Genomic DNA, 21,710 nt, shown 5'->3' on the forward strand with positions numbered 1-21,710 from the left:
CCTTCTTCAAGCGTCTTCGCGCGGCATGCCGCTGGCCTTGACCAGCGCTTCGAAGCGCTTGCGCTCGTCGGCCAGCAGCGCGGCCAGTTGCTGCGGCGTGGCCGGCCAGGGCGTCATGCCCTGCTGCGCGAACTTCTCGAGGATCACCGGGTTGGACAGCATGGGCGCGACCGCGTCATGCAGCTTGGCGACCAGCTCCGGCGCCATCTTCGGCGGTCCGAACACGCCGGTGTAGGTGCTGCTGGAAACGTCGACGCCGGCTTCGCGCAAGGTCGGCACCTCGGGCACCAGCGGCGAGCGCACGCTGCCCGAGACGGCGAGCAGCTTGATGCGGCCGGCCTTGTGCATCTCCACCATCGGCTGCAGGCCGGTGATCATCATGGGCAGCCGGCCCGAAGCGAGGTCGATGATGCCGACGCCGCTGTCCTTGTAGGCCACGTGCGTCATGTGCAGGCCGGTGGCGAGGTTGGTGGAGATGCCGACGAAGTGCGACAGCGAGCCGTTGCCCGGCGCCGAGCCGAACACCGGCTCCTTCTGCCTGCGCTGCCACTCGATCAGCTCCTTCAGGTCCTTGACGCCGGTCATGGGCCCCGTGGCGATGGCGACGTCGAAGAAGGAGATGCCGGCGATGGGCGTGAAGTCCGCCACCGGGTCGTAATCGAGCTTGTTGTAGATGTAGGGATAGACCGAGAACGGCCCGCTGGTGGCGAACACCAGGTTGCGGCCGTCGGGCGCGGCGCGCTTCACCTCGCCCAGCGCCAGGCGCTGGCCGGCGCCCAGCTTGCTCACCATGAGCGCGGGCCGGCCGAGCGTCACGCGGTACTGCTCGGCGATCAGCCGCGCCGTGAAGTCCATGGAAGACGCGGCGCCCACGAAGACGGTGAGGACGCCGTCCTCGGCGAAGGCGCGGCCCGCCACGAGGGCGGCGGCGCCGGCGGCGAGCCCTTGCAGGGCTCCACGGCGGGTGTGCATGGAATGTCTCCTTCCACCGGCGCCGCGCATCGCGCGGCGTGTCCTTGATCTAAATCAAAATATAATTCCATTTTTGAAATTGCGTCAATCCGGCGCACCCTAGTGGGAAACACCAACATGGCCCAGATCGTCCTCGGCATCGGTACCTCGCACACTCCCATGCTCAACGCGCCGGCTTCCGACTGGGGCCGCTTCATCGAGCTGGACCGGCTGCGCCCGCACCGCGACAAGGCCGGCATGCCGATGAGCTACGCGCAGCTGGAAAAGCTGGCGCCCGCGGACCTGCCCGCGCAGCTGACGCCGGAGGTGTTCGCGCGCAAGCTGCAGCAGGCGCTGGCGCACATGGAAAGGCTGGTGGCCGTGGTGCGCAACGCGCGGCTGGACACGCTGATCGTCGTGGGCGACGACCAGAAGGAGCTCTACCACGACGACAACATGCCGTCGATCCTGCTGTACCGGGGCGCGACGATCCGCAACGTGCCGATGCACCCTCGGCCCAATTCGCCGGAGTGGTCGCGCAATGCCTCCTCGCGCTACTACGAGCGCGAGACGCCGCGCGACTACGCCTGCGACGCCGCGCTGGCCAACCACCTGCTCACCGACCTGCTGGAGCAAGGCTTCGACCTCGCCACCGCGGACCACATCGTCGAAGGCCATGGCGAGGGCCACGCCTTCGGCTTCGTGCACAACCGCCTGCTGGCCGGCCAGGGCATTCCGGTCGTGCCCTTCTTCCTGAACACCTATTTCCCGCCCAACCAGCCGACACCGGGACGCTGCTACAAGCTGGGCCAGGCGATTCGCGCGGCGGTGGAGCGCCTCCCCGGCGACAAGCGCGTGGGCGTGCTCGCCTCCGGCGGCCTGAGCCACTTCACGGTGGACGAGGACCTGGATGGCCGCGTGATCCGCGCGCTGCAGGCCAAGGACGCCGCGGCCCTGGCGGCGCTGCCGCGGGAACAGCTGGAATCCGGCAGCTCGGAGATCCGCAACTGGATCTGCATGGCGGGCGCCGTCGAACACCTGGCCTTGCGCACCATCGACTACATCCCGGCCTACCGCACGCCCGCGGGCACCGGTACGGGACTCTGTTTCGCCGACTGGAGCTGAAGGTGCAGCTAGACTTGCGGGCAAGCAAGCAGGACAGGAGAGGACGAGTGGGGCGCCCCAGCCGCAAGGACAAGCCGCTGTTGCCGGACTACGCCGAAGGCATCCAGATCAAGACCGAGGACGAGGACCCGCGCTTCAACAATGCGGTGGCGCGCGGGCTCGCCATCCTGCGCTGCTTCCAGTTCGACCAGAGGTTGATGGGCAACGTGGAGATCGCCGAGGCGACGCAGCTGCCCAAGCCCACGGTCTCGCGCCTGACCTACACCCTCACCCAGCTCGGCTACCTGCGCTACCGCGAGGAGTTCGGCAAGTACGAGCTGGCCGCCGGCGTCGTGGGGCTGGCCTATCCCTACCTCGTGAACATGCCGGTGCCCGTCATCGCGCGGCCGCTGATGGAAGACCTGGCCGAGAAGACCAGGACCAACGTCGGCCTGGGCGTGCACGAAGGCCTGTCCGTCCTCTACCTCGAATACGCGCTGGGCGAAGCCAACGTGAACCGGCGCCAGCGCGTGGGCTTCCGCGTGCCGCTGATCCGCACCTCGATCGGCCGCGCCTGCATCGCCGCCATGCAGCCGCAGGAACGCGATCGCCTGTACGAGGAGCTGCGCGACCACTACCGCAAGGAATGGCCCGCGCTGCAGGCGGAGCTGGACGACGCCGCGGAGCAGGTGGACCGCCAGGGCTACGTCATCGCGGCCGGCACCTTCCAGCGCAACACGCATTCGGTGGCCGTGCCCTTCGTGCACAGCGACGGGCGCACGCTGCTGGCTTTCAATTCCCAGGGTTCGTCCGCGCTGCTGACGCAGGCCGCGATGGACCGCAACGGCAAGAAGCTGCTGGAACTGGCCGCCGAAGTGCGGCGCCGCCTGGTGGCGGAGCCGCCCGGGCCCTCGCTCGGCCGCCGTTGATCCAGATTTCGGAGCATTCCCCATGACCGACTCGTTCGCGACCGTGCGCACACGCGCCGGCGCCCTGCGCGGCCAGCGCCAGGGCGAAGGCGCCGCCTTCCTCGGCATCCCCTACGCCGCCCCGCCCGTGGGGCCGCTGCGCTGGAAGGCGCCGCAGCCCGTGCAGCCCTGGAGCGGCACGCGCGATGCGCTGGCCTTCGGGCCCGATTTCCCGCAGGCGAGCAGCCGCGAACTGCGCGCGCCGCGGCAGGACGAGGACTGCCTTTACCTGAACGTGTGGACGCCCACGCTGGACGCCAACGCCAGGCTGCCGGTGCTGTTCTGGATCCATGGCGGCGGCTTCGTGTCGGGCAGCGGCTCCGACCTGCGCAGCGACGGCGCGCGCCTTGCGTCGGAAGGCGCGGTCGTGGTGGCGCTCAACTATCGCAGCGGGCTGTTCGGCTTTCTTGCGCATCCTGCCCTTTCGCGCGAGTCCGAGGCGGGCGTCTCGGGCAACTACGGCCTGCTGGACCAGCTGGCGGCGCTGGCCTGGGTGCGCGAGAACATCGGCGCGTTCGGCGGCGATGCGTCGCGCGTGACGGTGTTCGGCGTGTCGGCCGGTTCGGCCTCGATCTCGCTGCTGCTCGCCTCGCCGCGCGCCCGCGGCGCCTTCGACCGCGCCATCCTGCACAGCCCGGGTGCGGCGCGGCCGCTGGCGGACCTGCAGCAGGCGGAAGCAGCTGGCGCCGCGCTCGGCGAACTGGCGGCGCTGCGTGCCCTGCCCGCCTCCGAGGTGCTGGCCCGGACCTCGCTGATGAACCCCAAGGTGCGCGCCCTCACAGCACCGCGCGTGCTGCGTCCCATCCGCGACGGCTGGCTGCTGCCGGAAGACGAACGCCCCGTGTTCCAGCAGGGGCGGCTGCATGCGATGCCGATGATCGTCGGCAGCAACACCGACGAAGGCACCGTCCTGACACAGTCCTGGCCGACGGACACGCTGGCCGCGTACCGCGAGCAGCTGGATCGCAATTTCGCCGGCGCGCAGGCCGAAGCGGCTGCTTTGTGGCCGGCTGGCCGCGATGCCGAGGCCCGGCCCGCCGTCGCGGCCATGTTTGCCGACACGCAGTTCAACTACGGCACGCGGCTGCTGGCGCAGAGCATGGCGAAGCTGGAGCCGCGCACGTTCAAATACCTGTTCACCCGCCGCCGGCCTGGCGAGCAGAACGGACCGCATCACGGCGGCGAAGTGGCGCATGCGTTCGGGAACGTGGCCGTCACCGGCGCGTCCGACGGCGTCGACGAGGCGTTGTCGCAGGTGATGCGCAAGGCCTGGGTGGCGTTCGCTGCTGCTGGCGATCCGAATACCAGCGGCGTGCCACAGTGGGACCCCTATCGTCCCGCGGACGACAACCACCTCACGCTGGGCGATCGCGTCGAGGCGGGTGGCCCGTGGCGGAAGGCGCAGCTGGATTTCCTGGACAACTTCTTCACGCGCTGACTGCGCGGCGCCTACGGGTTTGTCATCCCGGGCTCGAGCCGGGATCCATGGTGGCGCGCAATGACAAGCGGAAATCCTCCGGCACCTCGATCGCCTTGTGCGTCTCCAGCGAGGTCGTTACCACGACCTGCTTCACCGCCATCCGCAGCTCGCCATCGGCGGCCACGCATTGCAACGCCAGGGTCAGCGAGCGCGTGCCCAGCTTCGCCACGTCCAGGGTCAGGTTCACGTCGTCGCCGAAGCGGCTGACGGCGCGGAAATCCGCTTCCAGCCGCACGGTGGGCAGGCCGATGCGCCGCTGCATCACGAGCCTGGCGAAGCCGATGCCGAGGTGGTCGACCCAGTCCTCCAGCAGCCCGTTGAACATCACGAAGTACTGCGGATAGAACACGATGCCGGCCGGGTCGCAGTCCGAAAAGCGGATGCGCCGCGGCACCGAGAACGCGCTCACATCACCTCCCCGCCGGACACCGAAATGGCCTGGCCGGTGATCGCGGAAGCGCCATCGCCGCACAGCCAGCGCACCGCGTCCGCCACTTCCTGCGGCTGCACGATGCGCCCTTGCGGATTGCCGGAAGCGAACTCGGCGCGCGCCTGCTCTTCGCTGCGGCCGGTCTTGGCCACCACGTTGGCGATGCTTTCACGCAGGATGTCGGTCTCGGTGTAGCCGGGGCAGACGGCGTTCACCGTCACGTTCTTCTTCGCCAGCTCCAGCGCCAGAGAGCGCGTCAGGCCCAGCACGCCGTGCTTGGCCGCCACATAGGCGCTGACGTAGGCGTAGCCCCGCTGCGCCGCGGTGCTCGCGATGTTGACGATGCGGCCATGGCCGGATGCCAGCAGGTCGGACAAAGCTGCTTGCGCGCAGAGGAAGCTGCCCGTGAGGTTGACGTTCAGCATGCGCTGCCACAGCTCCAGCGTGGTCTTGCCGAAAGGCGAGCTCTCTGCCTGGCCGGCGTTGTTCACCAGGATGGCGATGGGGCCGCGGGCGGCCCGCGCCTGCTGGAAGGCGGCGCGCACCTGGTCCTCGCTGGCGACGTCGGCCAGGACGAAGCCGTGGCCCTCGCCCGGCAACGCCTTGGCAAGGGCGGCCAAGGCTTCGCGATTGCGCCCGAGCAAGGTCAGGCGCGCGCCCTCTTCCGCCAGCGCGCGGGCGATGGCCGCGCCTATGCCGCGCGCGGCGCCGGTCACGAGGGCATGCCGGCCATGCAGCGATTGGGTCATGGTGGTCTCCGGGTCAGGCGGCGCTGCGGTCCCAGCAGCCCGCCGGGACGCCGCGCTCGCGCAGCTTGTACTTCTGCACCTTGCCGTTCTCGGTGCGGGGCAGTTCGGCGAGCAGGTCCACGTAGCGCGGGATCGCGAACTTCGGCAGGCGGGTCGCGCAGAAGGCGGCCAGTTCGGGCGGCGTGGTTCGCGCGTCTTCGCGCAGCACCACCGCGGCCATTACTTCGTCCTCCGCCAGTTCCGAGCGCACAGGGAAGACGGCGACGGCCGCGACCGCCGGATGCGCCATCAGCACCTGCTCCACCTCCCAGGACGAAATGTTCTCGCCGCGGCGGCGGATCGCGTCCTTGATGCGGTCGACGAAGCGGAAGGCACCATCGGCCTCGCGCAGCACGCGGTCGCCGGTGTGGAACCAGAGGTTGCGCCAGGCTTCGACGGTCTTCTCGGGCTTGCCGAAATAGCCGCTGGCGAAGGCGAAGGGTTCGTCCGCGCGCAGCACCAGTTCGCCGGCTTCGCCAGCCGGCAGCTGGTTGTCGGCCTCGTCGACGACGCGAGCGTCGAAGCCGGGCCGCAGCCAGCCCATCACGCCGCGGCGCGGCGAATGGAGCGCAGTGGCGATCACGAAATTGGTTTCGGTGGAACCGTAGCCTTCCAGCAGCAGCACGCCGCTGCGCTCGCTGAAGGCGGCGCCGGCCGCCTCCGGCACGCCGGGGCCGAGGCCGATGCGCACGCGGTGGTCGCGTTCGTGCGCGCCCGCGGCCTGCGCCAGCAGGATGGGCACCATGGCGCCCAGCAGGTAGACCACCGTCGCGCCGGTGCGCGCCATCGCGGGCCAGAAGCCGGATGCCGAGAACCTTTCCAGGAAGTGCACGCGGCAACCGGCCACCGCGGCCTGGGCAAAGGTGTTGAGCGCGTTGATGTGGAACAGCGGCAAGGTCGTGCACAGCACGTCGTCCTCGCCCACCCCCAGCACGTCGGCGGAGTTGGCGCCCCACCAGAAGAATTGCGCGTGCGGGCAGAGCACACCCTTGGACGGCCCCGTCGTGCCGGAGGTGTAGAGGATGGCGAAGGTGTCGGAGGCTTGGACTTCCGCTGCTTCGACCGCCTCTCCGCTCGCCGGCCATTCGAGCACCCGGACCTCCCCGTGGGTCGAGGCGGCCGCGGAGCCCACGACCCAGATTGCTTGCAAGGCCGTGGCCGCGAGATCGGCGGTGTCCAGCGTCTCGAGGAAGCCCTCCTCGATCACCAGCACCTTCGCCCCGCTGTCCGCCAGCAGGTACTGGATCTGCGGGCCCATGGACGCGCTGTTGATCGGCACCGAGGCCGCGCCGATCCAGCCGCAACCCAGCACCGTCTCCAGGAACTCCGCCCGGTTGCCGCACATCACCGCGACACGGTCGCCCTGCTCCACGCCGGCCGCACGCAAGGCACCGCCACGCCGCGCAGCAACCACTGCCATGTCCTCATGGCTCCATTCCGCCCCCGGCATCGTCACGCAGGCCCGCGCACCGAAAGCGCTCGCCTGCCGGCGCAGCAGCCCCGGCACGGTGCGCTGCGCCGGCGGCAGGAGCCATTCAGTCTTCATCGCTGCCGCCGCCCAGGTAGGTGGCCTGCACGCGCGGATCGCTGGCGAGCTCGGCGGACGCGCCACTCAGCGCCACCTCGCCCGTCTCCAGCACATAGCCGTGGTCGGAGCTGTCCAGCGCGGCACGCGCGTTCTGCTCCACCAGCAGGATGGACACGCCCTCGTCGCGCAGCCCGCGCACGAAGGCCAGGATCTCCTGCACGATCAGCGGCGCCAGGCCCAGGCTGGGCTCGTCCAGCATCAGCAGGCGCGGCGAGGACATCAGCGCACGGCCCAGTGCCAGCATCTGGCGCTCACCGCCCGAGAGCGTGTCGGCGCGTTGCGCGCGCCGCTCGCCCAGGCGCGGGAAACGCTCGCAGACGAAGTCCAGCCGGCGCTTCAGCGCCGCGCCGCGCAGCCGCTTCGGGAAGCCGCCCAGCACCAGGTTGTCCAGCACCGTCAGCTCGCCGAACAGCTCGCGCTTTTCCGGCACCAGGCACAGGCCGCGCTCGACGCGCGCTTCCACGTCCAGCCCGTGCAGGTCTTCGCCCTCGAAGCGCAGCTTGCCCTTGGACGGCAGCAGGCCCATGGCCGCGGCCAGCAGCGTGGTCTTGCCCGCGCCGTTGGGGCCGATCACCGAGACGATCTGCCCCGGCTGCAGGGTCAGCGTGACGCCGCGCACCGCATCCACTTGCCCATAGGAAACGTGCAGGTCCTCGACTTCCAGCATGGGAACCGCGCTCATGCGCCCGCTCCCGCCACCGCCTTGCGCGGCTCGTCGACGCGCGGCGCCGGCACGGCCACCGCGCCGCCCAGGTAGGCGGCCTGCACGTCCGGATTGGCGCGCACCGAGGCGGGCTCGCCTTCGGTCAGCTTGGAGCCGAAGTTCATCACGACCAGGCGGTCCACCAGTTTCATCACGAAGTCCATGTCGTGTTCGACGATCAGGATGGTCACGCCCTCCGCGCGCAGCTTGCGCAGCAGCTCGCCCAGTTCCTGTTTCTCCTTGCGGCGCAGGCCGGCGGCGGGCTCGTCCAGCACCAGCAGCACGGGGTCGGCCGCCAGCGCGCGGGCGATCTCCAGGATGCGCTGCGTGCCCAGCGGCAAGCTGCCCGCCAGTTCGTGCGCGCGGCTGGCGAGCCCGATGCGATCGAGCTGGCGCCAGGCCTCGGCCTGGATCTGCGCTTCTTCCTTGCGGTCCATGCGCAGGCCGGCGGACAGCATGCCCGCGCCCGTGCGGCCATGCGCGCCCAGTGCCACGTTATCGAGCAGGGTCATGTGCGGGCGCAGCTTCACGTGCTGGAAGGTGCGCGCCATGCCGCGCCTGGCGATCACGCGCTGCGGCAGGCCGCTGACGTCCTCGCCCAGGAACTCCACGCCGCCGCTGGTCATGGGCGCCGTGCCCGTGAGCAGGTTGAACATGGTGGACTTGCCGGCGCCGTTGGGGCCGATCAGGCCGACGATCTCGCCGGCAGCCACGTCGAAGCTGACGTCGTTGACCGCGACCAGGCCGCCAAAGCGCTTGACCGCATTCCGCACGGCCAGCACGCGCGTGCCGCGCGCAGGCAGTTGCCGGTGGGCCAGTGCGGGCGCATCGGGCGGAGCACTCGAAGCCTTGGGCGCGAAGCGGCCATGCGTCCAGCGCACGACGAAGCCCATCAGGCCGGCGCGTGCGTAGTGCAGCAACAGCAGGAACAGGATGGCGAAGCCCACCGCCTGAAGCTCGCCGCCGCGCTGGGTGAACAGGGGCAGCAGGTCCTGCAGCGCGTTCTTCATCACCATCACGACCGCTGCGCCGACCAGCGCGCCGGTGAGCTGGCCCAGGCCACCGGCCACGGCCATCAGCAGGTATTCGATGCTGGCCCGCACGTCGAAGGGCGACGGGCTGACGAAGCGGTTCGTGTACGCATAGAGCCAGCCGGCCACGCCGGCCAGCAGCGCCGCCAGCACGAACAGCGCCAGCCGCACGCGGAACGCATCCGCGCCCACGCTTGCCAGCAGGATGCCGCCACCGCGCAGGCTGCGGATCGCCCGGCCCGAGCGCGACTGCAGCACGTTGTGGCAAAACAGCACCGCCAGTCCCACGACCACCCAGATCAGGTAGTACATGGCGCGCGGGTCCACCAGCGAGACGCCGAACAGCGACAGCGCCGGGATCTTGGACATGCCGGTGTGGCTGCCCAGCGCCTCGATGTTGCCGAACAGCATGGCGATCGACAGGCCCCAGGCGATGGTGGACAGCGGCAGGAAGTGGCCGCCCAGGCGCAGGGTCAGCAGGCCGATGGCCAGCGCCGCCACGCCCGTGAGCAACAGCGCGAACAACAGGCCGATCCACGGCGAGTAGTGGTGCACGGTCGTCAGCCAGGCCGTCGCATAGGCGGCGATGCCGACGAAGGCAGCCTGGCCGAAGGAAGTGGCGCCGCCGACACCCGTCAGCAGCACCAGGCCCAGGGCCACCAGCGCGCCGATGCCGATGTCGTTCAGCAGGCTGACGCCGAAGTTGCCCAGCACCGCCGGCGCGAGCGCCAGCAGCACGGCGACGACGGCGATCACGATCAGGCGCGGCCGGCTCATTGGTCGATCTCCTCGACTTCTTCTTCAGGATGCTTGGTCATCGCGGAACGCAGCATCAGCACCGGGATCAGCAGGCTGAACACGATCACATCCTTCAGCGCCCCGCTCCAGAAGGAGCCGAAGCTTTCCACGATGCCCACTGCCAGCGCGCCGAGCGCGGTCAGCGGGTAACTCACCAGGCCGCCGATGATGGCGGCCACGAAGGCCTTCAGGCCGATCAGGAAGCCGGAGTCGTAGTACATGGTGGTCGCCGGCGCGACCAGCACGCCGATGAAGCCCGCCAGCACCGAGGCGAAGGTGTAGGCCAGCAGCGCAGTGCGTGCCGGCCGGATGCCCACGAGGCGAGCGCCTACGCGGTTGACGGCGGTGGCGCGCAGCGCCTTGCCGACCGCGGTGCGCTCGAAGGCCAGGAAGAACAGGCCGCTCAGCACGATGGCCGCCCCCACCATCAGCAGCACCTGTCCGCTCACGGAGAAGCCGCCAATGGACAGCGAGCCTTCCGCCAGCGGCGCGGTGCGCGAGCCTTCCGGCCCGAAGAACAGCAGGCCCAGGCCGGACAGCAGGAAGTGCAGCGCCAGCGAGGCGATCAGCAGCACCAAGGTCGACGCATCGGCGATTGGCTGCAGCGCGAGCCGCGCCACCAGCGGCGTGATCGGCACCACCAGCAGGATGGCCGCGAGGATGAAGACCACGTGCGGCAGTTGCCGCCCCGCTACCAGCCAGGCCAGCGCGCAAGGCAGCGCGGGCAGCACGCCCCAACCGAGAATGGCCTTGGGAATGCCTGCCGCTTCGCCGCGCCGCACCAGCGACACCACTTCCGCGATTGTCGCCAGCGCCGCCAGGGTCAGCACCAGGCCGATCGTGGCCGGCTGCTTGCCCGTTTCAAAAGCGGCCAGGCTCAGCGCCGAGAAGGCCGCGACATCACCGAACGGGACGAACACCACCCGCGTGACCGAAAAAATGAGCACCAGGCCCAGCCCGGCCAACAGGTACACCGACCCGTTGGCCATGCCGTCGATGCCGAGGATGAGTGCGACGTCCCAGGTCATGTCAAGGTACCAGCTTCCACTGTCCGTTCTCGAGCTTCACGATGACGCGGGCGCGCTCGTCCACGCCGTACAGGTCGCCCTTCTTGAAGTTGTAGACGCCGTGCACGCCCACCACCTCCTTGGTCGTCATGATCGCGTCGCGCAGCGCCACGCGGAAGGCCGGCGTGCCGGGCTCCGTCTTCGTGGCCGCCATCGCGCGGGCGGCGGCATCGGCGAACACGAGGTAGCCGTCGAACGAATAGGCCGAGAAGGCATCCGTCGTCGGCGCGTTGTTCACCTTCTGGAACACGTTGCGGAAGTCCATGCTGACCTTCTTGGTCGGGTAGCCGTCCGGCAGCTGCTCCGCCACGATGATCGGGCCCGTGGGCACCTGCGTGCCGGCGGCGGCCTGGCCACCCACGCGCACGAAGTCGGCGTTGATCAGGCCGTGCTGGCCATAGATCGGGCCCTTGTAGCCGCGTTCGGCCAGCGTGATGTAGGGCAACGCGCCCGGCGTGCCGGCGCCGCCGGTCATCACCGCATCCGGATGCGTGGCGATGATCTTCAGCACCTGGCCGGTGACGGACTGGTCGGCGCGCGCATAGCGCTCGTTGGTCACGACCTTGATGCCGGCCTTCTGCGTGGCCTGCATCAGCGCGTCGTACACCAGGTCGCCCCAGGCGTCGGAGAAGCCGATGTAGGCCACCGTCTTGGTGTTGGCCTTCTTCATGCGGTCCACCACCGCGTCCACCATCAGCTGCGTGGGCTGGGCGACGGTGACCGTCCAATCGAGCTCCTTGCCCTTCAGCGCGATGGGCGTCAGGCCGATGAAGGGCGTGCTGGTCTCGGCGGCCACCTGCGCCATCGCGATGGCGGCAGGCACGCCGGAGGTGCCCATGATCACGTCGACCTTCTCTTCCTCGATCAGCTTGCGGGCGTTGCGGCCGGCGGTGGTCGGGTCGGAGTTGTCGTCCAGCACGATCAGCTGCACCTTGCGGCCGTTGATCTCCGGCTTGTAGGCCACGGCGGCCTGCATGCCCTTGGAGTAAGGCACGCCCAGCGAGGAATTGGGGCCGGACAGCGAAACGCTGAGGCCCACCTTGAGGTCGGCGGCCTGCGCGGCGCCGGCGCCAAGGCCGAAGGCAAGGGACGTGGCCAGCAAAGCGCGACGGGAGAGAGCATTCATGTTCGTGGTCTCCTGGTTGTTACGGCTCAGGGAAAGAGCTGGATGGCGGGCAGGGGCTCCCCCGCATCCAGCAGGTCGACCCGCTTCAAGCGGATGCGCCATGCGTCGCCCGCCCGCACGAGGCGGTGCGTGGCCGAACCCGCGAGCAGCAGTTGCCGGCTGCCGCGGGACTCGATGTAGAGGAAAGGCGTGTGCAGCTCGCAGCTGTAGGCATCGCCCTTCAGCTGTTGCGAAACCTGCAGCACGTGCTGGCTGCGGCTCCTGGGATGCTGCGAATGCGCTTTCGGGTTCTTCAGCCGCTGCACGCGCAGCGACAGCAGCAGGTGGTCTTCGTCGGCCAGCGCGTTGTGCGGCTCACCCTCGGCCTGCGCGGCGCCTTTCAGGGGCACCCAGTAGCGGCCGTCGGCGGCGAACAGGGTGAGCCAGTCGTCGTAACGCGCTTCGTCGAGAAGCCTCGCTTCGTAAGCAATGAATTCCTGCGGTGTCATTCCATGTCCACCGTCATGTACCGCGCCCAGGCGCGGAACTGATTGCGCATCAGCAGTTCGTTGGTGCCGTTGACCTCGCGCGTGCCGCCTTCCAGCTCGGAAGCGTCGAAGTCACGATGCAGGCTGACCCACTCGTTGTGGTCCGACTGCAGGCCTTGCTGGATGCTCTCGAACAGGTGGACGTCGTCGTGCGCCACCACCGACATCGGCGAGAACACCAGCCGGTTGTAGGTCATGGAGCGTTCGAACAGCAGGTCCGGCGCGCCGTCGACGCGGAAGCTCCAGGCTTCCACCAGCGTGCGGTCGGCCGCCAGCGGACGGATGACTCGGATCGCCTGCGGCGAGCTCTTGACGGCGAGACTCGGGAAGAACACGCTGTTCTGCGGCGAACGCTGCAGGATCTCCGCCGTGCGCTCCGCGCCATGGGCGGCCTGCAGCGCGGCCTCGTATTCCGGCACCTGCGCGTAGCCGGAATGGATGCTGAAGTTCACCCCCAGCATGCTGTGGCCGTTGGGATAGACGCGGCCACCCATCCTGTCGAAGAAGTCGTAGCCGGCGCCGAACGGCAGGATCTGCTCCATCGCCATCGGCTTGGGTTCGTCGGCCGGCTTGCCTTGCCACAGCAGGTTGGCGGCCTGGGTCGCGGACTCGTGCGCCGACTGCGGGTGCACGGTGTCGTTGATGTTCTCCAGGTACATCTTCCAGTTGCAGTGGATGACGTTCCGGAGGATGCCGCCTTCCACCCGCAGCTTGCCGGTGGGCGAGCGGTCGACCAGGTTGTCGATGGCGGCCAGCACGCCGCCGAAGAAGGAGCGGAAGTCCGGCCCGCCCTCGCTGAACTTGCAGAACACGAAGTCGCGGTAGACCTCCACGTCCTTCACCGCGCCCATGCCCTGGCCGGCCTCGCTCTCGGGCATGCGGGTGCCTTCGTAGCCCTTCTTCATCGGGAAGGCCAGCGGCGTGCCATCGAGCTTGTAGGTCCAGGCGTGGTAAGGGCAGCGCCAGAACTTGCCGGTGTTGCCGCAGGCGTCCGTAGAGAGCGGCATGCCCTTGTGGGCGCAGCGGTTGTGGAGGACCCGGATGCCGCCGTCGGCCTGCCGCACCATCAGCAGCGGCTGGCTGGCGATTTCGACGCTGAAGTAGTCGCCGGCCGCCGGCACCTGGCTCGCATGGCCGACGAACTGCCAGGTGTTGGCAAAGAAATGGCGCTGCTCCAGGGCAAACAGCTCCTGGCTCACGTACAGGTCGCGGTGCACGCGGTCGTCCTGCACCAGGGCCTGGATGTCCTTGCGGGTCAGCGCCATCTTCCTGCCTGCCTTACTGGGCCAGCTTCCACTGGCCGTTGTCCAGCCGGATCATCACGGCGGCGCGGCGGTCCAGTCCATCCGGCGAACCCGGCTTGAAGTTGAAGACGCCGTGCGTGCCCACCAGTTCGTGGGTCTGGCCGATCGCGTCGTGCAGCGCCTGGCGGTATTCCGCCGTGCCCGGCTCTGCCTTGTTGCCCACGCGCGTGGCCGCATCCGCGAACACGAGCCAGGCGTCGAAGGTGTAGCCGGAGAAGGCGTCGGCCGGCAGCTCGCCGTGCTTCTTCTTGTAGGCCTCGCGGAACTCCAGCGCCACCTTGCGGTTCGGGTTGCTCTCCGGCAGCTGGTCGGCCACCATCACCGGGCCGCTGGGCGCGTACACGCCGTTGCCGGCCTTGCTGACCACGCGCACGAAATCCGCCGTCACGAGGCCGTGCGTGCCATAGAGCCCGCCCTTGTAGCCGCGCTCCGCCAGGCTCAGGAAAGGCAGCGCGCCGGGCGTGCCGGAGTTGCCGGCGAACACCGCATCGGGATGCGCCGCGATGATCTTCAGCACCTGGCCGGCGACGGACGAATCGGCGCGGCCATAGCGCTCGCTGGCGACGATCTTGATGCCGGCCGGCCCCGCCGACTGCTCCAGCGCATGCAGGGTCTGGTCGCCCAGCGCGTCGGAGAAGCCGATGAAGGCCACCGTCTTCACGCCGTTCGCCTTCATCTTGTCCACCGCGGCCGAGACCATCAGCGGGAAGGACTGCGAGGTCGTCACCGTCCAGCCGCCGTCATCGGGCGGCACGCTCACTGGCGTCGGCGAGATCAGCGGCGTCTTCGTCTCACGGGCGACGGCGGCGATGGCCATCGCGCCCGGCACGCCGGAGGTCCCGATCAGCACGTCGACCTTGTCCTCGTTCACCAGCTTGCGCGCATTGCGGGCAGCGGCGGCGGGGTCGGAGCCGTCGTCCAGCACGATCAGCTGCACCTTGTGGCCGGCGATGGTGCCCTTGTAAGCCTCCGCGGCCTGGATGCCCTTGTTGTAAGGGATGCCCAGCGCGGACGCCGGCCCCGACAGCGAGGTGATGAAACCGACCTTCAGGTCGGCAGCCAGCACGGGCGCGGCAAGCACGGCGCCGGCCACCAGGGCAATCAAAGTCTTCTTCATGGTCATCACTGCACCAGCTTCCATTCACCCTTTTCGAGTTTCACCATCACGCGCGAACGCTCGTCGGAACCGTAACGGTCGTTCGGCTTGAAGTTGTAGACGCCGTGCGTGCCCACCAGCTCCTTGGTGCTGACGATGGCATCACGCAGCGCCACGCGGAACTGCGGCGTGCCTGGTTCAGCCTTGGTGGCCATGGCACGCTGCGCGGCGTCGGCGAACAGCAGCCAGGCGTCGAAGGAATAGGCGGAGAAGGCATCGGTGGGCACCGCGCCGTTCGCCTTCTTGTAGGCGTCACGGAATTCCATGGACACCTTGCGGATCGGGTTGGATTCCGGCAGCTGCTCGGCGACGATCACCGGGCCGGTGGGCGCCAGCAGGCCTTCCACCGAGGAGCCGCCCACGCGCACGAAGTCGGGGTTGATCAGGGCGTGGGTGCCGTAGATCTGGCCCTTCCAGCCGCGCTCGGCGAGCGCGCGGTAAGGCAGCGCGCCCGGCGTGCCGGAGGTGCCGGTGAGCACGGCATCCGGCTTGGCGGCAACGATCTTCAGCACCTGGCCGGTGACGGAGGTGTCGGCGCGGGCGAAGCGCTCGTTGGTCACCACCTGGATCCCGGCGGCCTTGGCGGCAGGCACCAGCGCGTCGTACACCAGGTCGCCCCACGCGTCGGAAAAGCCGATGTAGCCCACCGTCTTCACGCCGTTCTGCTTCATGCGCTCGACGACCGCATTGATCATCAGCGGCGCGGGCTGCGGCAGCGTGACCATCCAGGCGCCGTCATCACCCGGCAGGTTGGCGTTGGCAATGGAGATCAGCGGCGTCCTGGTCTCGCGCGCGACGGCGGCGATGGCCAGGGCGCCAGGCGAACCGGCGGTGCCGATCACGACGTCGACCTTGTCCTCCTCGATCAGCTTGCGCGCATTGCGGGCGGCGGTGGCTGGGTCCGAAGCGTCGTCCAGCTGGAACATCTGCACCTTGTGGCCGTTGATGACGGACTTGTAGGCGACGCCGGCCTGGATGCCCTTGGCGTAGGGGATGCCCAGCGAGGACACCGGCCCGGACAGCGAGGTGATGAAGCCCACCTTGAGGTCCGCGGCCAGCGCGTTCAGCGCGAGGCCGGCGCCCATGATGGCGGCGGCGAGGGTCTTGAGCTTTCTCATCTTGTCTCCTGGTTCTTAGAGTGAAATGCTGCCGAGGCTGGCGCCCCCGCACACATAGAGCGACTGGCCGGTGATGAAGCCGGCGTCGGGATGGATGAAGAAGGACACGGCCCGCGCCACGTCGGACGCCTCGCCGATGCGGCCCACGGGGATGGAAGCCGCCAGCTTCTGCTCGCGCTCGCTGCCGGCGGGGATGACGTCGTAGAACATTTCGGTATGCACCGGGCCGGGCGCCACCACGTTCACAGTGATGCCGTGCGGCGCCAGTTCCAGCGCCCAGGTGCGCGCCATGCCCAGCATGCCGGCCTTGGTGGCGGAATAGCTGGTACGCGTCTGTGCGCCCAGCGCGGCGCGCGAGGACATCAGCAGGATCCGGCCGAACTTGCGCTCCTTCATCGTGGGCAGGCAGGCCTGCACCAGCTGCACGGCGGCGCCCAGGTGCAGGTTGACCAGGGCGTCGAGGTCGGTCAGTTCCACCTCGGGAAGCAGCGCGGGGCGGATCACGCCGGCGTTGTGCACGATGGTGGTCACCTCGAAGCGCTTCGCCATGTCCTTCACCGCTTCGCCTGTGGCGGCGCGGTCCATCAGGTCCACCTCGACGTCGTGCATCTTCGGGTGGGCGATGTCGCTCTTGCGGCGAGCCAGCGAAATGACTTCGTAGCCGTCGGCCAGCAGCGACTCGCAGATGGCCTTGCCGATGCCGGCACTGCCGCCGGTGACGGCGACGATCTTGTTGGGATTCATTGTTGGTCCTCCACCAGCGCCAGCACGCGCAAGGGGCTGCCGCTGCCCTTCTGGATCTTCAGCGGCGGGCAGATCAGGATGGCGCCGGTGGGCGGCAGCAGGTCGAGATTGGCCAGGCACTGCAGGCCGTACTTGCCGGCGCCGTGCATGAAGTAGTGGCAGGGGTAAGGCGGACGCAGGTGATAGCCCTGCCCTGCGTCGGTGCCGATGGCTTCGGAACCGAAGCCCAGCACCTGGCGCTGTTCGACCAGGAACTGCACCGCTTCCGAGCTGGGGCCGGGCGTGTGCTGGCCGGTCTCGTCGAAGTTCTGGTAGGCCTCGGGGTCGCTGCGCTTGGACCAGTCGGTGCGCATCAGCACCCAGGCGCCGGGGGTGATGCGGCCATGGGCCTTCTCGAAGTTCTCGATGTCGGCAACGGTCAGCAGGTAGTCCGGATCCTTCTTCACTTGCTCCGAGCAATCGATGACGAAGGCCGGCGCCACGAAGTTCTGCGGGGCAATCGTGTCCACCGAGTTGTTCGGCAGGTCCTTGCCCGAGATCCAGTGGATGGGCGCGTCGAAGTGCGTGCCGGTGTGCTCGCCGCAGGAGAAGTTGTTCCAGTACCAGCCCGGGCCGCGCTCGTCGTAGTGCGAGACCTCCTCGATGCGGAAGGGCCAGCACTGGCCCATCTCGGGCGGCAGCGCGATCTGCGGGAAGTCGGGCGTCAGCGTTTGCGTCAGGTCCACCACCTTGATCCGGCCGGTGGCGAGCGCCAGGGCGACGTTGGCGAGAACGTTGCTCATGTCAGTTGCCTCCCGCCGCCAGTTCACGCTCCAGCACTTTGGGGTTGTCGCGCCAGCGCTCCAGCCATTCCTGCGCGACGTCGCCGGGGTAGACGTCCTCGATGCCGTCCTTCAGCGCCTTGACGATGCTCGCGGCCAGCGCGCTGGGGGCCACCTTGGGCGGCGGCAGGTTCTGGTTCCATTCGTCGTCGATGGGCCCCGGGAACACGTTGATGACACGGATGCCGGCCGGCCGCATCTCGGCGCGCAGGCATTGCGAGATCGACAAGGCCGCCGCCTTCGAAGCCGAGAAGGTGCCGTGCGGCGGATAGTTGGACAGCGCGTAAATCGACAGCAGGTTCACCCAGGCCGCCGCATGCGTCACGCCGTCGGCCGAGCGCCCGCGCAGCGCGGGGCCGAACTCCTGCGCCAGGCGCAGCAAGCCGAAGTAGTTGATGTCCATCTCCGCCTTGGCCACATCGGTGCCGCGGCGGTTGCCGATGCCGAAGCTGCGATGCACTTCGGCGTTGTTGATCACGATATCGACCTTGCCGCCGATCTCGCCGGCCAGCTCCGTCACCGAGCGGCCGTTGGTCAGGTCCAGCGGCACCAGGGTCACTTCCTTGAACTGGGTGATGTCGTCGAAGCCAGGCAGCTTCTTCCAGGGTTCGGCGTGGCCGACCCAGACGATGTCCGCGCCGGCCTTCACCAGCGCCTGCACGAGGGCTTGGCCCACGGCGGTCTTGCCGTCGGTCACCAGCACCTTGCGGAACTTGGGGTCGCTCGTCATTTCTCGCAGCATCTTGTCGTCCGCCATGTGTTCACTCCCGGTCTCGGGGAATCCGATCAGCACGGCCTGGCCGGCCCGGTCCAGCCGCGCGCCCACCTTCACCCGCGTGGGCGCTTCGCCCACCTCGCCGTGCAGGTGCACGACCAGCGACGGGCCGGCATCCAGGTGCACCAGCCCCATGCGCCAGGGCAGGCGCTCGCGGAAGAACAGGTCGTTGCTGTGGTGCAGGGTCGTCGTGGAGAGCAAGGTGCCCTCCCCGCCCTGCGCCTTCCATTGCAGCCGCGGCGACAGGCACTTGTGGCAGGCCTCGCGCGGCGGGTATTGCAGCGCGCCGCAGTCCTTGCAGCACTGCAGCTCGAAGCGCCCTTCGGCGGCGGCGGCCGTCATGCCCAGGGCCACGCGGCCGCGCGCCCAGGGCGGCAGGTTCATCTGCCGCGTGCGCAGGACCGGGTTCTTGCGCTTCGGCTTCATCAAGGGCATCGTCATTGGGAACTCCCGAGCAGCACGGCGCCCGTGCACAGGCAGCGGTCGTAGGTAACCATGCCGAAGCCGGTGACGAGCCCCAGCTTCGCGTCCTTCACCGCGCGGTCACCGGCTTCACCGGTCAATTGCCGGATGGTCTCGGTCATGCCGAGGAAGCCGCCGGCCGCGCCGGCCTGGCCCACCGAGAGCTGGCCGCCGCTGGTGTTGTTGGGGAAGTTGCCGGCGAAGCTGGTGTCGTGCGAGCGCACGAAATCCGGTCCTTCGCCCTTGGCGCAGAAGCCCAGGTCCTCGAACTGGATCATCACGATGACCGGGTAGTCGTCGTAGGTCTGCACGAAGTCCACGTCGGCCGGCTTGGCCGCGGCCTGCGCGTAGAGGTCGTCGCGGTCCATGCGCCAGCCGCCCTGCACCATGATCGGGTCCTCGGCGAAGGCGTTGTGCCGCTCGATGGCGCCACGCAGCAGCACGTGCTTCAGGCCCAGCTCGCGCGCCTTCTCCTCGCGCATGACGAGGAAGGCCTCGGCGCCGGCGCAAGGCATGACGCAATCGAACAAGTGGATCGGGTCGGAGATCACCCGCGCGCCCATGTACTCGTCCAGGGTCAGCGGCTTCTTGAACAGCGCGTTCGGGTTGCGCAGCGCATTGGTGCGCTGGTCCACCGCGATGCGGCCGAAGTCCTCGCGCCGCGCGCCATAGGTGCGCATGTAGTTCGCCGTGATCATGGCGAAGATCGAGTTCGGGCCGCCCGAGCCGTAGGGATAGGACGCGTCGCGCGCGAAGTTGCTGAAGGAGCCCAGCGTCTGGCGGAACGAGTCCACGTGGTTGGTGTCGGCGGACACGCAGGCCACGATGTCGGCGTCGCCTGCCTGCACGGCCCGCGCCGCACGCCGCAGCGACATCACGCCGGACGCACCGCCGGTGGGAATGTGGTCCAGCCAGCGCGGCGAGACGCCCATGTGCTGCGTCACGCCGACTGCCGTGTCCGGCGACAGCGAGAAGCTGCTGATGGTGAGCCCGTCGATCTGCTCCTTGGCAATGCCGGACTGCAGGACCAGCTGCTGCAGCGCCTGGCCGATGAACCAGTGCGCGTTGTGGGTGGAGTAGCGGACGTAGGGCACGGTCACCGGGACCGCGACCGCCACGCCTTCATAGGACATACGGCGTGCCATCAGCCTTGCCTCTTCTTCATGGTGCGCGTATCGATGCACAGGCCCATCCCAGGCAAGGACCGCGCCAGCTCGCGCAGCTGCCCGCGCTGGATCTTCTGCGAGGGCGTGAGCGGAACTTCGTCGACGAAGGCCACGTAGCCAGGCGCCTTGTAGTAGGCCAGCTGCGCCAGCGCGTGCTGCACGATGCTGGCGGCGATTTCGGCTCTCTGGGCTTCCGGAACCGGGTCGCGCGCGATGATGCAGGCCAGCACTTCATCGCCACGCACTTCGTCAGGCGTCGCAGCCACCGCAGAGGACTTCACCGCCGGATGCTGGTTCAGCACGCTCTCGACCTCCACCGCGGAGATATTCTCGCCGCTGCGACGGATGACGTTCTTCTTGCGGTCGATGAAGTGCAGCACGCCGCCGGCGCCGCGCTTCACCATGTCGCCGGTATGGAACCAGCCGTCCTGCCAGGCTTCGGCCGTGGCGTCGGCGTCCTTCAGGTATTCCGAGAAGAAGTAGCGGCGCGGGTCGCTGCCGCTGGAGCGCACCAGCAGTTCTCCGGGCGTGCCATCGGCCACTTCGCGGCCTTCTTCATCCACCAAGCGCAGTTCGACGAAGGGCTCGGGCGCGCCGAAGCAGCTGCTGCCCACGTGGCGCGGCTCGTGGTTGGCCATGATGCAGGCGGCCGCGCCGGTCTCCGTCATGGCCCAGGCTTCCACCAGCGGGAAGCCGAAGCGCTCTTCGAACACCGCGTGGTTCTTCTTGTCGACGCCGGCGCCGAAGCCCCAGCGCACCTGGTGCCCGCGATCGCTGGCGACGGCAGGCGCCGACAGCAGCATCGCGGGCATCACGCCCAGGTAGTGGATGATCGTGGCCCCGCTGTCGCGCACGCTCTGCCACCAGCTCTTGGGATGGAAGCGATCGAGCTGCACGAGGCAGCCGCCGGCCGTCACCACCACCATCGTGGAGAAGGCCATCGCGTTCACGTGGTTCAGCGGCAGCGGCGTGATGATGCGCTCCTGGTCCGGCCGCACCGAGCAGACGCCGTCCAGGCCCGCGTACCAGTCACCGGCGCGCAGGAAGTATTCGTTGGAGAGGCGGCAGCCCTTCGGACGTCCGGTCGTTCCAGACGTGTAGAGCAACGCGCATTCGCTTCCCAGGCCTGGCTCGCCGTCTTGCGGCGCCAGCGTCGAAGCAGCGCGCGGCGCGGCCTCGGCAGCCGGATCCCAGGCCGCCATGCGGACGCCGGCGGCCTTCGCCGCGGCCTTCAGGTCGGCGATACGCTGCGGCAGGCTCACGGCCAGCACGATTTCGCTGTGCCCGATCAGGTACTCGAGTTCGGCCGAACGCATCTCCGCGTTGACCGGCACCACGCTCACGCCCAGAGCGTTCAGCGCGAACCAGTGAAACAGGAAGGCCGGCCGGTTTTCCAGCAGCAGGCCGACGCGATGGCCGTGGCCATAGCCGGCCGCTGCATAGAGCTGGCGCAGCCGTTCCACTTCGGCGGCCGCGTCGCCCCACGACACGGGAGCCGCGGGAATGCCGTAAACCTGCGCCGTCACCGCATCGAGGAACAGGAATTCGCTGGCCGGCGCGCGGGCGGCGGTGGCGGCGAAGCGCTGGTGGACCGTCGTCATGC

The 21,710-nt window shown here is 68.9% G+C and carries 20 protein-coding genes; 3 read left to right on the forward strand and 17 right to left on the reverse strand.

Going from position 1 to position 21,710, the window contains the following annotated elements:
• Positions 1-6 precede the first annotated feature (6 nt).
• Positions 7-972: a Bug family tripartite tricarboxylate transporter substrate binding protein gene (locus tag HHL11_RS18925; protein ID WP_169420143.1), complete on the reverse strand. Its 966-nt coding sequence runs from the start codon at positions 970-972 to the stop codon at positions 7-9.
• Between the two features lie 117 nt (positions 973-1,089).
• Here HHL11_RS18925 and HHL11_RS18930 point away from each other — a divergent pair, with 117 nt between their 5' ends.
• Genes HHL11_RS18930 through HHL11_RS18940 form a run of 3 tightly spaced genes read left to right on the forward strand, consistent with a single transcriptional unit; the run spans position 1,090 to position 4,461 of the window.
• Positions 1,090-2,076 (forward strand): DODA-type extradiol aromatic ring-opening family dioxygenase, encoded by a 987-nt coding sequence (locus tag HHL11_RS18930; protein WP_205964488.1) that lies wholly within the window; start codon positions 1,090-1,092, stop codon positions 2,074-2,076.
• A 47-nt stretch (positions 2,077-2,123) separates the two neighbouring features.
• Positions 2,124-2,984 (forward strand): helix-turn-helix domain-containing protein, encoded by an 861-nt coding sequence (locus tag HHL11_RS18935; protein WP_169420144.1) that lies wholly within the window; start codon positions 2,124-2,126, stop codon positions 2,982-2,984.
• Between the two features lie 22 nt (positions 2,985-3,006).
• Positions 3,007-4,461, forward strand: a complete 1,455-nt coding sequence (locus HHL11_RS18940) for a carboxylesterase/lipase family protein (RefSeq protein ID WP_169420145.1) — start codon at positions 3,007-3,009, stop codon at positions 4,459-4,461.
• 22 nt (positions 4,462-4,483) lie between these two features.
• On the opposite strand, the gene HHL11_RS18945 is transcribed toward HHL11_RS18940, so the two are convergent.
• The 16 genes from HHL11_RS18945 to HHL11_RS19020 are packed head-to-tail and all read right to left on the reverse strand — an operon-like array spanning position 4,484 to position 21,708.
• Positions 4,484-4,912 (reverse strand): thioesterase family protein, encoded by a 429-nt coding sequence (locus tag HHL11_RS18945; RefSeq protein WP_169420146.1) that lies wholly within the window; start codon positions 4,910-4,912, stop codon positions 4,484-4,486.
• Complete coding sequence (locus HHL11_RS18950; RefSeq protein ID WP_169420147.1) at positions 4,909-5,682, reverse strand: SDR family NAD(P)-dependent oxidoreductase; 774 nt, start codon at positions 5,680-5,682, stop codon at positions 4,909-4,911. The genes HHL11_RS18945 and HHL11_RS18950 overlap by 4 nt, the downstream gene beginning before the upstream one ends.
• 13 nt (positions 5,683-5,695) lie before the next feature.
• Complete coding sequence (locus HHL11_RS18955) at positions 5,696-7,267, reverse strand: ATP-dependent acyl-CoA ligase (RefSeq protein ID WP_169420148.1); 1,572 nt, start codon at positions 7,265-7,267, stop codon at positions 5,696-5,698.
• Positions 7,257-7,991: an ABC transporter ATP-binding protein gene (locus tag HHL11_RS18960; protein WP_240980339.1), complete on the reverse strand. Its 735-nt coding sequence runs from the start codon at positions 7,989-7,991 to the stop codon at positions 7,257-7,259. The genes HHL11_RS18955 and HHL11_RS18960 overlap by 11 nt, the downstream gene beginning before the upstream one ends.
• Positions 7,988-9,820, reverse strand: a complete 1,833-nt coding sequence (locus tag HHL11_RS18965; RefSeq protein WP_169420149.1) for a branched-chain amino acid ABC transporter ATP-binding protein/permease — start codon at positions 9,818-9,820, stop codon at positions 7,988-7,990. Before HHL11_RS18965 ends, HHL11_RS18960 begins: the two co-directional genes overlap by 4 nt.
• A complete protein-coding gene (locus tag HHL11_RS18970) occupies positions 9,817-10,869 on the reverse strand; it encodes a branched-chain amino acid ABC transporter permease (RefSeq protein WP_169420150.1) in 1,053 nt (350 codons plus the stop codon). Before HHL11_RS18970 ends, HHL11_RS18965 begins: the two co-directional genes overlap by 4 nt.
• A 1-nt stretch (position 10,870) precedes the next feature.
• Positions 10,871-12,034: an ABC transporter substrate-binding protein gene (locus tag HHL11_RS18975; protein ID WP_169420151.1), complete on the reverse strand. Its 1,164-nt coding sequence runs from the start codon at positions 12,032-12,034 to the stop codon at positions 10,871-10,873.
• Positions 12,035-12,060: 26 nt separating this feature from the next.
• On the reverse strand, positions 12,061-12,522 hold the full coding sequence (locus HHL11_RS18980; RefSeq protein WP_169420152.1) for an aromatic-ring-hydroxylating dioxygenase subunit beta: 462 nt from the start codon (positions 12,520-12,522) through the stop codon (positions 12,061-12,063).
• A complete protein-coding gene (locus HHL11_RS18985) occupies positions 12,519-13,826 on the reverse strand; it encodes an aromatic ring-hydroxylating dioxygenase subunit alpha (RefSeq protein ID WP_169420153.1) in 1,308 nt (435 codons plus the stop codon). Before HHL11_RS18985 ends, HHL11_RS18980 begins: the two co-directional genes overlap by 4 nt.
• Positions 13,827-13,839: 13 nt before the next feature.
• Complete coding sequence (locus HHL11_RS18990) at positions 13,840-14,982, reverse strand: ABC transporter substrate-binding protein (RefSeq protein WP_169420154.1); 1,143 nt, start codon at positions 14,980-14,982, stop codon at positions 13,840-13,842.
• 5 nt (positions 14,983-14,987) lie between these two features.
• Entirely contained in the window at positions 14,988-16,139 is a 1,152-nt protein-coding gene (locus HHL11_RS18995; RefSeq protein ID WP_169420155.1) for an ABC transporter substrate-binding protein, read from the reverse strand.
• A 15-nt stretch (positions 16,140-16,154) separates the two neighbouring features.
• The gene (locus tag HHL11_RS19000) at positions 16,155-16,883 is read right to left on the reverse strand and encodes an SDR family oxidoreductase (RefSeq protein ID WP_169420156.1); all 729 of its coding nucleotides are present in this window, start codon (positions 16,881-16,883) and stop codon (positions 16,155-16,157) included.
• Positions 16,880-17,665, reverse strand: coding sequence for a cyclase family protein (locus tag HHL11_RS19005; protein WP_169420157.1), 786 nt, complete (start codon positions 17,663-17,665; stop codon positions 16,880-16,882). The genes HHL11_RS19000 and HHL11_RS19005 overlap by 4 nt, the downstream gene beginning before the upstream one ends.
• Before the next feature lies 1 nt (position 17,666).
• Positions 17,667-18,920: an SDR family NAD(P)-dependent oxidoreductase gene (locus HHL11_RS19010; RefSeq protein ID WP_169420158.1), complete on the reverse strand. Its 1,254-nt coding sequence runs from the start codon at positions 18,918-18,920 to the stop codon at positions 17,667-17,669.
• A complete protein-coding gene (locus HHL11_RS19015) occupies positions 18,917-20,086 on the reverse strand; it encodes a thiolase family protein (protein ID WP_205964489.1) in 1,170 nt (389 codons plus the stop codon). Before HHL11_RS19015 ends, HHL11_RS19010 begins: the two co-directional genes overlap by 4 nt.
• Positions 20,086-21,708, reverse strand: a complete 1,623-nt coding sequence (locus HHL11_RS19020) for an AMP-binding protein (RefSeq protein ID WP_425355214.1) — start codon at positions 21,706-21,708, stop codon at positions 20,086-20,088. The genes HHL11_RS19015 and HHL11_RS19020 overlap by 1 nt, the downstream gene beginning before the upstream one ends.
• Between the last annotated feature and the right edge of the window lie 2 nt (positions 21,709-21,710).

The organism is Ramlibacter agri (assembly GCF_012927085.1).
GTDB classification, from domain to species: Bacteria; Pseudomonadota; Gammaproteobacteria; order Burkholderiales; family Burkholderiaceae_C; genus Ramlibacter; species Ramlibacter agri.